We start from the raw sequence: 12718 nt of genomic DNA, 5'->3' as shown, positions 1-12718 counted from the left end.
ATGTTGGTTAAGTTCTTGTTGTTGCTCTGGAGTCATTTTTGTCTTTTCCCTACTCTTTTCTCTATCCCATACCCAATTGATGCTTTTGTCAAGTAGTTTATTTGTTCTTCAGCTTTGACTTGCTCCCGTAACAAACTTTTTGCCGCAAACTCTAATTCAACCTTTTGCTCCTGTACTTTTAGCAGCACAGGAGCAAAGCTGAAAATAAAAATTAATAACTGTCCTCATCGATGATAACTTCCACGGGAATCACTTCTTCTAACACTTTTTCCTGCATTTCTTGGCGACGAATTGGTATTTTAGTTTTTTCCAATTCTGGTAAAGCGACTAATTCCCGTTGTTTTTCCCGGACAGTATTGGGTAACAACATCGGTAAAGGTTCGGGAGTTTCTAACCAGTAGCTGGCCACCGGTAGGGTATGTTCTAAATCTTCCAATAAACGGGGAATAATCATCACCGCGTGCAGTTCACCGATTTTCTCTGCTTCCCGCATTCCTGCATCAATTGCCACGGCCACATTAGCGACGGAACCCCGGATAATGGCCGTACACAAACCATCCCCAATTGTTTCGTAGGAAGCTAACTGCACATCGGCCGATTTTAACATAGCATCGGCAGCCCCTACCATAGCAGGAAAACCCCTGGTTTCCAAGAGACCGATCGACATATTGCTCAGTTTGCTGAAACCCCGTTGACTTTGGGCAATTTCGGCTAAACGGCTACCAATTGGGAAAATTACCTCTAAATTGGGCATCGGTCGGGGAATAACCGATTTAGATACCAATTGTCCGAACTGTGCGGCGGTTTTTGCCCCTTCTTCCACTGCTAAACGCACATCGGCAATATTACCACGCACGATCGCCGTACAGTGACCACCGCCAATTTTTTCGTAACCCACGAGGGTAACTTCTGCGGATTTTAGCATCATATCCGCCGTCCCGACGATCGCTGGAAAGCTGAGGGTAGAGACTAAACCCAAGGCGCTATCTTTGGGGTGACGCTTGGTTTTCATCGTCCTTTGACTGGGGTTAGTTGTGGACGAGGGGGGAATGCTTCCATTAACTCTTAATCTAGACATTGAAGATAAACTTGCCCTAACAGGTACGAAGGGGGTGATTGTCAGCTATCCTGTTACTATCTAGTCTATCCTGTTAACCTTAATTGCTATTGAAGATTTTTGAGGGATTAGATAAATTTTAGTTATTGTAGCTTGACCAAGTTGTCTATGACAGAACAGCCTCGCAGTACAGATGATCGAATCAGCGAAACGGAAGCGACCGAATTAATGCGATCGCTGCTTCATAAGGAAGGAAATTGGGTGAATTGGGGGCAAAAATGTCAAAAACTGCAAAAAGCTGGCTACGATTCCCAGTTAATTTTTGAACAAACCGGGTTTCAAAATGCCCAACAAAATTTAATTATTGTCGCTGCCCAAGTTTTTGAGAGTTTAATCAAAGCGGGGGCAGATGAAGATTTATTAAGTTACTACATCGGGCCGCGCAGTGATGTGCTATACGAATTACGGATTCTCAACCAAGAACAAAGACTGGGAGCAGCGAAATTAGCGGCAGAAAAAAGGATTGAGGTGGCTGAAGCACACGATATCGCCAAAGCTATCCAAGATTTTTCCCGTTTATCCCAGATTCCCAGTGAATTTACCCGTCATCCTGGAGATGCGATCGCTTACCAATGTTGGAAACGGGGCAAACAAAAGCGAGATTTAGCCGAAAGAGCGAAATTAATCGCTAAAGGTTTGAGATTTGCCCATTCTGACTCGGCCAGACAGGCGATCGAGTCTTTACTACAAGATTTTACCGTTACTCCCACCCGTAGCGCACCGTTGCTGCCCGTCCATCGTTTACAGGATGAGGACGAATTAGCCAGAATTATTCCTTTAGTAGGAAGATTTCCGGTGACGGTAACTGATATAAAATGCACAGAAAGTTTGAGCGTCGAGGAACCTTTTAGATTGGTAACGGTGGGGGATAAACAAACGATTGTGCCTCTCCCCGGTTGGCAAGCAATTCTCAAGGCGATCGATCCTGTAGCTATTTTATGGCCTAGTGATCAATTACCTCGATCGATTGCCACCAGATCCGAGGAAGTGTTATTAGTGATCGATCGAGTTTTTGCCGAATGGGATGTGAACAATTATTATCTAGTGGAGAGAGATAATTCTGTCTTTTTACAATGGTTTGATAGTTCCCCCGATGTCACCATACTAGGTGAATTGATCTTGATTTTAAGAGCCAAAAATATCCTTGATGAAAAAAACATCACCGAACCCTGGCAAATGGACGACTAGGGACAAGTAAAAAGTAAGAAAGCGGACAAAGGAGACAGGAGACAAATTCAACCTACTTTTGCCTTTTGCCTTTTGCCTTTTGCCTTTTTCTAGCTAATAACTGACAACTGATAACTGAATATATGCGTGCAGTAATTTGTGGATATTATGGGAGAGGAAACGGAGGAGATGAGGCATTATTAGTGTCTCTATTGCAGATGTTGCCGTCAGAAATTAAACCTATTGTTTTGTCAAATAATCCCAGAGAAACCAGTCAACGTTATGGAGTGGAAACCTGTCCTAGTCGGGATTGGTGGCAAGTTTTTCAAACTCTTAAAAAAGCCGATATATTTATCTGGGGTGGTGGCAGTTTAATGCAGGATGTCACCAGTTTTGCCAGTCCAATGTACTACGGTGGGTTAATGGCTCTTGCTCAATTATTGGGCTTAAAAACTATTGCTTGGGGGCAAGGAATAGGACCATTAAATAGACCTTTTACCCGTTGGTTAACCAAAAAAGTCTTACAACAATGTAGTTTAGTTACTGTGCGCGATGATATATCGGCTCATTTAGTTGCTGATTGGGGTATTAGTCCCATTGTTGCCCCCGATCCAGTATGGGCTTTAGACGCTCAATCAGTCAAGGGATTATCGGATTTACCCGCCCCAAGAATCGCCGTCAATTTACGTCCCCATCCCCTATTAACCCCGGCAAAATTAGATAAATTAACCCAAGCTTTAATTGATTTACAAACCAGTACGGGGGCGTTTATTCTCCTAGTCCCTTTTCAAAAGTCGCGGGATTTGCCCCTCTGTGAAGCTGTAGCACGTCAATTGAGGGAAAATTATCAAATCATTAGTTTAGAGGATCCGAGACAGTTAAAAGGCTTATTTCGCGGGGTAGAAATGGTGATCGGAATGCGCTTTCATAGTTTGATTATGGCCGCAGCAGAAGATTGTCGTTGCTTTGCCCTTAGTTATGATCCGAAAGTGTCGCGATTAATTGCCGAAGTCCCGATGCCGGGTTGGGAATTAGATCAGTTACCAGAGGCAGTTAATGATATTAGTAACACTTGGATTAATTTTTATGCCAATGGAGATGGATTAACCAGCGATCGCAAACATTTTTTAATCGATCGAGCTTTAATTCATCGAGAAGTTTTATCTAGATTGGTGAGCTAATTTTTATGTCGAGTGCTATTACTGATGCTATCACGACTATTGCCCTAGCTGAGACAAGATTTAATCTCTCCTTAACAGAAGATAGGGCATTTTTTCCCGAATGGCAAAGTGATTTACTAGCCCTATCTAGCCATGAAAAAAAGAGTTTAGATGAACTAAGACAAAGGTATTTATACCAAAGATCGGCGGGACAGTTATTAGAAGGAACCGTGACCTTATTGTTAGTTTCTCCCTTACTAGCGATTGCGGGTTTTTACGATCCGCCTTTTCGAGTATGCGCAGAGGAATCGGTAAGCTTAACCATCGATGATGGGGAAGAAATACTATCGGGTAGAATTGATGTGTTAGTCTGGTTAAATCAGTTTTGGGTGGTAATTCTAGAATCCAAAAAAACCGCCTTATCGGTTTGGACTGCCTTACCGCAAACTTTAGCCTATTTGATGGCTAATCCCCGGACGGAAAAACCTAGCTTTGCCCTTGTCACCAATGGAGATGATATTTTATTGGTCAAATTGAGAGCTAATGTCCATCATTATGCCCTATCTAGGGTATTTGCTCCCTTTATTTCCAGAGAAGAACTATATAGGGTTTTGCAGATTTTAAAACATATCGCTGAGGCGATCAAATAAAATCAAGATTAGAGCTTATTAGCGAGAAAAAACCTAACCAGAAGAATTTTTGGGTAAATCCTAATTGAGATGGGAGTCTTTGGGAATAACATCCAAACCGAGGAGAACCTTTTGAGTATTGGACATATCGCCGATAATTCTTTGTAGGGGTGGGGGAAGTTGTTTGACTAAAGTAGGAGTTACGAGAATTTTATCCTGTTCCGCTAATTGGGGCTGTTCGAGAACATCAATTATTTCTACCGTATAAAGATCCGACAACTCCTCGCGACAGATACGAAAAATATTGGCGATCGCCCTCTGGGATTTACTGGAATCACCCATAATGTAGAGTTTGAGAAGATATTGACTCATGATTGCGTGTTATTGAACAGTTTAATGTTGCTGAGACCGATATAGTATTTACGATAGAAAGAGACGAGATAACCCATCAATTCCAAAACCATGAGACGACCTTCGCTAACGTAGGCCTGCGCTTTGGCCAGGGTGACATCCTGATTTTTTTGGCGTAGGGTGGTAGTATGAATGTCCACCACATCGCGAGGACTAGCTTTTAAGAATCCTAACTTATCGGCCAAGCTTCGCAGTCGTTCCGATAGATTATGTTCCACTTTGTATACTTGTTCTTCTAAAGCTAAATCTAATAAATCTCCGTAATTTTGGACTAATTCTTGAAAAATATCGGGAATACTCTGCCTTATTGCCTCAGAACCGAACATTTTCGCCGTGATGCTAGTTTGTCCTCCCTTGATTAACTGTTCCAGTTCGCGAAATTCCTCTTCCTGTTGTTGATGTTTAAGATTGAGAATATATTGCTGACGCTCGATCGCCACACGAATTTGATAGACTAAAAGACTACTATCGATATTATTTAACTGAATATAACCGTCAGCACCCAGTTGAAAGGCTTTAACGACTAATTTCTCATCATTGCTAGTAGTTTGAACCACTATCGGTATAGTAGAGGCTAATTCTCTGGTTTTGACTAGGATATTTAAACCGGGGGGGACAGAGATTTCCAAGCTTAAGAGGATGAGATCGAATTTCTCCCCTGCCAGTTTTTCAGCAGTTTCCTGTAGATCCTGAGCTTGGGTGAGGGTAAAAGTCAACCCCCCAGCCAGGGAACATTGGGGGGCCTTTAACAGCAATCTCTGGATTAATTTAACAGTCGTCGGCTCATCCTCTATCAATAAAATTCTACAGAGATCCCTGGTCATTGTTAATCGATCGCTAAAATTATCTTTTTTTCCCCTACTCTCATAGTAAGCCCATCTTTGGAAAACTCAAGGAAAGCTGCCCGCGCACTTAAATTGCTTGATGAGGCAAGGGGCAAGGGGTAACAATAAAAGGATAGGTGGTTAAAATGCGTCTTAGCTTATCTCCTGCAAAAGTCAGAGCCTAAGGGCGAAATCGCTCTTAAAGTCCTTAATTTAACGATTTTTCTGGAAAAATCGCTTTTATACCTGAAGAAAATAATCTATTTCTTTCTTATTCCCGCTCCCATTTCCCTTCTCCTATTTTGACTCAATTCGGCGAATTGCCACCACTGCCGGCCGGGGAGGTTGATTAACTTGACCACTGGGCCAATTCGACCCTAGGGGTACTTGTCGTATTTGTTCAAATTCCTGCCCATGAGTGGTTTTAATGGCAAATTTACGGTTTTCAAAGGCCAAATCCCGACGAATTCCCCCCGCTTCCCCCGGATGTTGTACTGCCAAAAATAACGTCTCTTGGTCGGGAGTAAAGTACAATCCCGTTAATTCCGCATCCATGGGAGCGATAGCAAAAGGATAGGGATGCTCTTGACCCTTGGCAAACACCCAAGCGCTATTATTGCCAAAAATCCCCAATAAATCCCGTTGACTAACTGGAACCCCTTGGGGATAACGAGTTTTCATCTCTCGATTTAACCCACCCGTGGAAATATCGCTAACCATCCAGAGATTTCCCTGTTGATCGAAAGCGAGGTTATCGGGATTAGAAAAACCCGCACCCTTCTCTGTCGGTTCCCCTCCGTAAGCGACCACATCCCAACGAAAACTTAAGGAAGCAGCATCGTTATTATCTTCCCTTAAGCTGATAATCCAACCAAATTCGTAGGGGATTTCACCATTTGGTCCATTAAATATCTCTTTATCAGCCCCTCCCTCCGTTTCACTGGGACTACCAGAGGTAAAGGTTATATATAAAGTGCCATTCTCGTCCACTTCCGTATCTTCCGGACGACCAGTACAAGTGACACCAACGGCGTTAGCGGCAAAATGAGCATCGATGAGAATTGCCCCCTGTTTTTCCGTCCCATTACCTTCATACAGGTCTGCGAGGGTCTTATATTTAGCTTTGTAGGCTAGAATCTCCTCATCGTCCTTAAATAGCAGTAATTTAGTCTCATTGACCGTTCTTTCGGGATTCGGTAAAGCTACTACCCCATCCCCGCGACTAGCGGCAATTTGACTCGGTAGGACGGGATTTATCTGCGTGTCGGGATTTAAAGGTATCCAATAACCGGTTTTATCGGGGTTGAATTTCGCCCCGTAGAGCATTCCTTTTTCTAGGAGTTTTGAGTTATTTTTGTCTTTAATATCGCTAATTTTGCCCTCGGAAACGAATTTATAGACATGACCGCCTCTGCGATCGCATCCTGAATAAACCGTCAAGGGTTGCCCCGTTTGAGCGAGAAAAGCGACCGCTTCATGGCGAAAACGCCCTAACCAAGTGTGTTTTGTGCCATAATCGTCAGGATTGGCCGGATCCACCTCCACCATCCAACCGTATTTATTTCCCGCTAACCCGAAAACGTTACCCCGGCCATCCACTTCCCAACTATTGAGAATAAAGGGAGTAGTATCTGGATGCAAAGAGGAACCATCTTTTAACACTACCTCGGTCACTTGGTCTTGAAAGTTTTCCTCGGCACTAAATACTGTCCCCCAAGGCGTTGTTCCCCCAGCACAATTTTGAAACGTTCCGATAATTTTTGCCCCTAATCCGTCATCGTAGCCAAGTTTATCGGTTTTGGTAAAAATTGCTACAGCAGGGCCGGTCGCTTTCAGGTAATGACCGTCCTTTAGTCCAGAAATACCAGTAATGCGGCGATCGGCTTTACTATGGGTACGTTGCCATTTTCCCGTTGCATCTTTCCCCAGGGAAATTACGCCAATTCCCTGATCAATTAAGCCTTCTAGGGATATTTCCTCAATTTTTGCCCTTAAGCTGGCATCTTGCAGGCGATAGGCGGCAATTTCACCCTTTTCGTTGGTTTTTTCCCGTAATTCCTTGACGGGTAGGGTTTTACCAATCACTTGTTCAAAGGTTTGTAGCCAAGTACGACCACTGATATATTCAAAATTAACGGTTAGATAACCTTGACCCGGACTGGTTTCGATAAAAGATAGATAATCATTGTTATAACCGAAACGGGAATCACCCACTTTATCCCCCCACTGTGCCAGCACATCATAGGTGAATCCTGGAGGAAGGACGAGATCATCTAGGACTTTATAGGTTTGATAGGCATTTTTTTGGCTTTCATCGCTCATACCGTCAATTTTTAAGGGAATCGGCAGTTTGACTGGGGCAAAGTTTAAGCCGAAACTATTAGCAGCGATCGCAGGACTGCTAATCAGAGAGGAATATTTTTTCTCTTGCAGACTGAAAAAAGAGACACCGGCAGTGGCAGTTAAAAAGGTGAGGAAATTACGGCGAGAAATACTCATATTTTCAGGAATAAAGTCAAAACTGCTGTTCTGACCTTGATTAGGTTAAATTTTATTACGGATACTTGACATAGGGATTATAAAGTATCCAAGTTATGACTAAGTTAACAGCCAGTTAAAAGTAATCAACCTCAGTTCGGGATAAGCTAAAACCCTGATGCTACCGTAGCCTGAAACTCCTATTCTTTCGTGGAAGTTATGGCAAAATTACCTTAAACCGAACTGGCGTTAATCAGTAAACAGTAAACAGTAAACAGTGCAAAGACAGCAGAAAACTGCCATTTAATACTGCTCACTTAATCCATACTGCACAATTAAAAATAAAATCTGATAACTGATAACTGAATAATCGCTTTGTTTGTCGCTATTTTTAGGAGGTGCGGCTAAACTTTTTGGGTTTTTCTCTCTTATTAATCTTTTGATAAAATTCCTTGTAAAAAAGCGGTAGTTTTTAAATCAATCCCTGTAATTGCCGTGCCAACAACTACGGAATATGCGCCAACTTCTAGTGCTTTTTTTGCTTCTTTTGGAGTCGATATTCCTCCTTCACAGATAACAGGAACTGATAACTTATTAACCAATTCTTCTAGGAAAGAAAAACTCGGCGGATGCAGATTTTTAGTGGCTTCTGTGTAACCGTAAAGAGTTGTACCGACAATATCAGCACCAGCTGCCACGGCATAAATAGCACTTTCGATCGAGTCTATATCTGCCATGACTAATTTACCAGTTTCCCGATGAATGTGATCGATAATTGTGGCTAAATTTTCATCATTAGGACGCTTTCTTGGGGTAGCATCCAAGGCAATTATATCGGCACCCGCATCGGCAATGGCGAGAGCATCTTGATATTTGGGAGTAATATATACCAAACAATCGCGATAATTGCGTTTCCAGAGTCCAATTATCGGTATATCCGGCAATTGTTGACGGGTAGCTTTCAGATGAGCGGGACTATCAATTCTTACCCCACAAGCACCCCTATCCACGCAAGCATGAGCCATGGCAGCAATAATTATAGGATCGTGCAGAGATGACTCTACTGGTGCTTGACAGGAGACGATTAAACCCGATTTTAAGGTTTCTATTCTCATAAATTGGGGTGTGGGGAGTATTGTCAGTGAACAGTGAATAGTAAACAGTAATCAGTGAAAAAACTCAAATCTAATCACTGATTACTGATAACTGATTTTGGACTTAGATTACTTATAGGCAGCAATACACTGTTCAACTAAAGCATTTACTGCGTCCACATCTTTCCAACCGAGAATTTCTGTGACTTTTTTCTCTAGATTTTTATAGGTTTTGAAAAACTCGGCGATTTCCTCCAAGCGATGGGGAGAGACATCTTTGAGAGATTTTACCTCTGCATAACGGGGATCTTTGGCGGGAACACAGAGAATTTTTTCATCGCGATCACCACCATCGATCATTTCTAACATACCAATGGGACGCGCCGTAATCACACAGCCGGGAAAAGTAGGCTGATCCATGATCACCATACCATCTAAAGGATCGCCGTCATCGGCGAGGGTATTGGGAACAAAACCATAATCACAGGGATATTGTACCGAAGAATAGAGAACGCGATCGAGAGCAAAGGCGTTTAAATCCTTATCAAACTCGTACTTATTCTTACTGCCGGCGGGAATTTCCACTAAAACGTTAATTAAACCGGGTTTCGGTTGAGCAGGAATGCGCGATAAATCCACAAGCTTTCTCCAAATACAAGACAATAGCGCCTTTAGAGTCACCTAAAAGCGCAAGCAAAATTAAAACACACTTTGATTGACTCCGATCCAAATTCTACCCATAAGGGGGATCGGGACGAAGAAAAAAAATTTTATCTTGGCAATCGCCTATCTCAATTCTGTCACCTCATTTGCCTCGTTAGGGAGTAGGATGTGTTACCGGTAAGGGGTTCTTCGGTATAGTTAGGCGTGGAGTTGTATCCAATCGCTAACAAGGGTAACGTTAGGGTCAGAATTGCGATCATGGTTCCGAGTAAATTGGCCCACCTATGACTAGGAGGTTCGGAAGTCTTCCCTGACGGGTTGCTTGATTCCATAAAGGGGTCGTGTTGAACTCGACAAGTAAAGAATACGAGAGATATATAGAGCAGTCAGCTATCTGCCTTGAGCTTTTAGCAAATTACTGCTATTTTTTGCCCTTGGGCTTGCTTAATGTCCCGTTAGAAAGCGAAACATTAACAGCAATATTCTCTCTGAGTAAGTGGTTCTAATCAAATAGAAGATAGATTTTGCCTTTGAGCCCCCACCTATCGGCGGGGGATTCTGACAATTTTTAACACCTACCTACTTACTAATTATATTTTACCCATTTTTTTCCAGGAGTTCACTCTGATACTTTTCTTGAGGCTCTCTCCAGATCATGGTCTGTTGATGTTCATCCCTGTTACATTGTGGGTGCAAGCACAGCTTCCTTGTCCGATCGCGAAATCAGGTTGTTTACTAATCAATCCACAAAAAAAATGTCTGAAAGGCTTAAATATTAAGCGATCCAAACATTTTTTCATTGCAATCGGAGGGTGATATTGACTTTATGTCTTAACTTCGAGCTTACGATAGAAAGCAGCCCGTTAATGTAGCCTATTTAACCAAAATATCGATTTTTTGCTTATTTATCCCAATAGACAATGACCTGTTCTTAAAATTATCTGAGTTTAGAGACAATTGGTTAGCTAATCTCCCCATAAGCCGGGCTCCAGAGACCAGCAAGGTATCCTCAAGCCTTGATTTGTCCTTCCCAGTCAGAGAGGGCGATCAGCGCAAGTGGGGTTAATCTATCACCAATATATAGCGTTTCTCACACCTATGTGGCACAGTTAAACCTTCGTTGATTAAGCTTTTAATCACCGGTCATGTACCTCTTGCAAACAGGAAACGCTATAGATGCACGCAACAAAATCGCTGAAAAATTGACGGATTTCCTGACCATTGCGATCGCAATGGTCAGGAAATCCACTGATGACGGGGGACAAAACCGCGCCAATTGGGGACACTGAGCCAACCTTCCCAACCCTTGACCATTTCCTCGCTGACCCGCAAAATACGCGGATTAATCATGGCAGTAGGTGGCATGATCGGAGCGTCGGGATAACGAGGATTGGGGAGAGAAGCAAGGATAAACAGAGGCAGAGACTGGACAAATTGGGGTGCGGCGATTCCCACCTTGTGAGCAGCTGGCACGGTGGTAATCAGGGAATCGATCAAATTTTGACGGTCAGAATCGAGAAGATTATCGATCGCTGGTGCTTTTTGCTGTAGAATTAGATTTCCTAATTGGGTAATTGTTAAAACTTGTGTCATCTGTCTAAAGATTAATTGTTTCCCTCTGAAAATCATTTTATCTTCAGGGGAAAAATCTCGCTAAACTGATAAGGTTTCCCCGCAGCAGCACTAGAGCAACTTTGTTAATCAAAATTAACCGTGGATAGCAGCACCCAACAACTTTGGCATAATCTCCTAGATCGTCTAAAATTACTATTAACCCGTCCCGCTTTTGAGACTTGGTTTCAAACAGCGACGGTTAAAGAATGGCACAATGATCGCTTAGTAATTCAGGCTGCCAATCCTTTTATTCTTAACCATCTTCAGAAAAATTATCTGTCAACAATTGCCGAAGTGGTGGAGGATATCGTCGGTTATCCCGTCGAGATTCAACTAACGGCACAACAGGGCGATTCGATCGCTATTTTCCAGCCTCACACTAGCTTAGAATCAGAATTATCACCCAGTAATCAACTTAACCCTAAATATAATTTTTCCCGTTTTGTTGTCGGGCCAACTAATCGCATGGCCCACGCGGCTGCTTTAGCGGTGGCGGAATTACCCGGACGCGAATTTAACCCGCTTTTTCTCTGTGGTGGGGTGGGATTAGGTAAAACCCATTTAATGCAAGCGATCGGTCATTATCGTCTAGAATTATATCCTCAATCCAGGGTTTTTTATGTATCGACGGAACAATTTACGAATGATTTAATCACCGCTATCCGTCAAGATAGTATGGAAAGTTTTCGTAATCATTATCGCCATGCCGATATATTATTAGTGGATGATCTGCAATTTATTGAAGGAAAAGAATACACTCAAGAAGAATTTTTTCATACCTTTAATACCCTGCACGAAGCGGGAAAACAGGTGGTTTTAGCCTCCGATCGCCTCCCTAAACAGATTCCCAGTTTACAGGATCGTTTAATTTCTCGCTTTTCTATGGGATTAGTCGCCGATATCCAAGCACCGGATATCGAAACTCGCATGGCAATTTTACAAAAAAAGGCCGAGTATGAAAATCTGCGTCTCCCAAGAGAAGTTATCGAATATATTGCCGTTAATTATACTTCTAATATTCGCGAATTAGAGGGGGCATTAATCCGGGCTACTACTTATATTTCTATCTCCGGATTGCCGATGACGGTAGAAAATATTGCGCCGGTTTTAAATCCACCAATGGCCAAAATTGCCACTTCTCCTGAGATTATTATGGCGGTAGTAGCGGAAAAATTTCAACTCTCGATCGCTGATCTAAAGGGAAATTCCCGCCGACGAGAAATTAGTTTTGCCCGACAGATTGGGATGTATTTGATGCGTCAACACACGGATTTAAGCTTACCGCGCATTGGCGAAGAATTTGGCGGTAAAGATCACACCACCGTTATTTATAGCTGTGATAAAATCAACCTTTCCCAACATCAAGACCGACAATTACAAGAAATCTTAGCCCAACTAATCGAGCGAATTAACTCCCTCAGTCGCAATCAGTAGTCGGGGGGAATGATGAATAATGAATTATGAATTGGGAAGTGGTGAGCAGGGGAGATGGGGAGACGGGAAGTATTTTCAGTGAACTGAAAACTCACATCTGAAAACTCACATCTGAAAACTCACATCT

Annotated in this window: 10 protein-coding genes and 1 pseudogene; 4 read left to right on the top strand and 7 right to left on the bottom strand. The window is 42.6% G+C overall.

Annotated features, from left to right (window positions below):
* Positions 1 to 211 precede the first annotated feature (211 nt).
* A complete protein-coding gene (locus MiAbW_RS14625; protein WP_002787918.1) occupies positions 212 to 1012 on the bottom strand; it encodes a carbon dioxide-concentrating mechanism protein in 801 nt (266 codons plus the stop codon).
* A gap of 213 nt (positions 1013 to 1225) precedes the next feature.
* On the opposite strand from MiAbW_RS14625, the gene raf1 reads away from it, so the two are divergent.
* The 3 genes from raf1 (at position 1226) to MiAbW_RS14610 (ending at position 4094) form a co-directional block, all read left to right on the top strand.
* On the top strand, positions 1226 to 2305 hold the full coding sequence (raf1, locus tag MiAbW_RS14620; protein ID WP_151696704.1) for a RuBisCO accumulation factor 1: 1080 nt from the start codon (positions 1226 to 1228) through the stop codon (positions 2303 to 2305).
* Between the two features lie 122 nt (positions 2306 to 2427).
* Complete coding sequence (csaB, locus tag MiAbW_RS14615) at positions 2428 to 3465, top strand: polysaccharide pyruvyl transferase CsaB (RefSeq protein ID WP_151696703.1); 1038 nt, start codon at positions 2428 to 2430, stop codon at positions 3463 to 3465.
* A gap of 5 nt (positions 3466 to 3470) precedes the next feature.
* A complete protein-coding gene (locus tag MiAbW_RS14610) occupies positions 3471 to 4094 on the top strand; it encodes a type I restriction endonuclease subunit R (RefSeq protein ID WP_151696702.1) in 624 nt (207 codons plus the stop codon).
* 60 nt (positions 4095 to 4154) lie between these two features.
* Here MiAbW_RS14610 and MiAbW_RS14605 read toward each other — a convergent pair whose 3' ends face one another.
* From MiAbW_RS14605 to MiAbW_RS14575, 6 genes and pseudogenes are all read right to left on the bottom strand, one after another.
* On the bottom strand, positions 4155 to 4445 hold the full coding sequence (locus MiAbW_RS14605) for a circadian clock KaiB family protein (RefSeq protein WP_002752661.1): 291 nt from the start codon (positions 4443 to 4445) through the stop codon (positions 4155 to 4157).
* Positions 4442 to 5308: a response regulator gene (locus MiAbW_RS14600; protein ID WP_151696701.1), complete on the bottom strand. Its 867-nt coding sequence runs from the start codon at positions 5306 to 5308 to the stop codon at positions 4442 to 4444. The genes MiAbW_RS14605 and MiAbW_RS14600 overlap by 4 nt, the downstream gene beginning before the upstream one ends.
* 297 nt (positions 5309 to 5605) lie before the next feature.
* Positions 5606 to 7807 carry a PhoX family protein gene (locus tag MiAbW_RS14595; RefSeq protein WP_151696700.1) on the bottom strand — a complete coding sequence of 734 codons (2202 nt, stop codon included), beginning with the start codon at positions 7805 to 7807 and terminating at the stop codon, positions 5606 to 5608.
* Between the two features lie 410 nt (positions 7808 to 8217).
* Positions 8218 to 8901: an N-acetylmannosamine-6-phosphate 2-epimerase gene (locus tag MiAbW_RS14590; protein WP_151696699.1), complete on the bottom strand. Its 684-nt coding sequence runs from the start codon at positions 8899 to 8901 to the stop codon at positions 8218 to 8220.
* 108 nt (positions 8902 to 9009) lie between these two features.
* A complete protein-coding gene (locus MiAbW_RS14585; protein ID WP_151696698.1) occupies positions 9010 to 9519 on the bottom strand; it encodes an inorganic diphosphatase in 510 nt (169 codons plus the stop codon).
* A gap of 1196 nt (positions 9520 to 10715) precedes the next feature.
* A pseudogene (locus MiAbW_RS14575) lies at positions 10716 to 11172 on the bottom strand (peptide deformylase); the annotation flags it as partial.
* A gap of 84 nt (positions 11173 to 11256) precedes the next feature.
* Between MiAbW_RS14575 and dnaA the strand changes: the two are divergent.
* Complete coding sequence (gene dnaA / locus MiAbW_RS14570; RefSeq protein WP_151696697.1) at positions 11257 to 12591, top strand: chromosomal replication initiator protein DnaA; 1335 nt, start codon at positions 11257 to 11259, stop codon at positions 12589 to 12591.
* The last annotated feature ends 127 nt before the right edge of the window (positions 12592 to 12718 follow it).

Origin of the sequence: Microcystis aeruginosa NIES-4325 (assembly GCF_008974145.1) — a bacterium.
GTDB classification, from domain to species: Bacteria; Cyanobacteriota; Cyanobacteriia; order Cyanobacteriales; family Microcystaceae; genus Microcystis; species Microcystis aeruginosa_G.
The sequence above is the reverse complement of the archived record's forward strand: the minus strand, read 5'-3'. Positions and strand labels throughout refer to the sequence as shown.

What these genes read in the sequence shown, in the direction of transcription:
- MiAbW_RS14625 (WP_002787918.1), bottom strand. Translation starts at nt 1,012, where the DNA reads ATGAAAACCAAGCGTCACCCCAAAGATAGCGCCTTGGGTTTAGTCTCT.
- raf1 (WP_151696704.1), top strand. Translation starts at nt 1,226, where the DNA reads ATGACAGAACAGCCTCGCAGTACAGATGATCGAATCAGCGAAACGGAA.
- csaB (WP_151696703.1), top strand. Translation starts at nt 2,428, where the DNA reads ATGCGTGCAGTAATTTGTGGATATTATGGGAGAGGAAACGGAGGAGAT.
- MiAbW_RS14610 (WP_151696702.1), top strand. Translation starts at nt 3,471, where the DNA reads ATGTCGAGTGCTATTACTGATGCTATCACGACTATTGCCCTAGCTGAG.
- MiAbW_RS14605 (WP_002752661.1), bottom strand. Translation starts at nt 4,445, where the DNA reads ATGAGTCAATATCTTCTCAAACTCTACATTATGGGTGATTCCAGTAAA.
- MiAbW_RS14600 (WP_151696701.1), bottom strand. Translation starts at nt 5,308, where the DNA reads ATGACCAGGGATCTCTGTAGAATTTTATTGATAGAGGATGAGCCGACG.
- MiAbW_RS14595 (WP_151696700.1), bottom strand. Translation starts at nt 7,807, where the DNA reads ATGAGTATTTCTCGCCGTAATTTCCTCACCTTTTTAACTGCCACTGCC.
- MiAbW_RS14590 (WP_151696699.1), bottom strand. Translation starts at nt 8,901, where the DNA reads ATGAGAATAGAAACCTTAAAATCGGGTTTAATCGTCTCCTGTCAAGCA.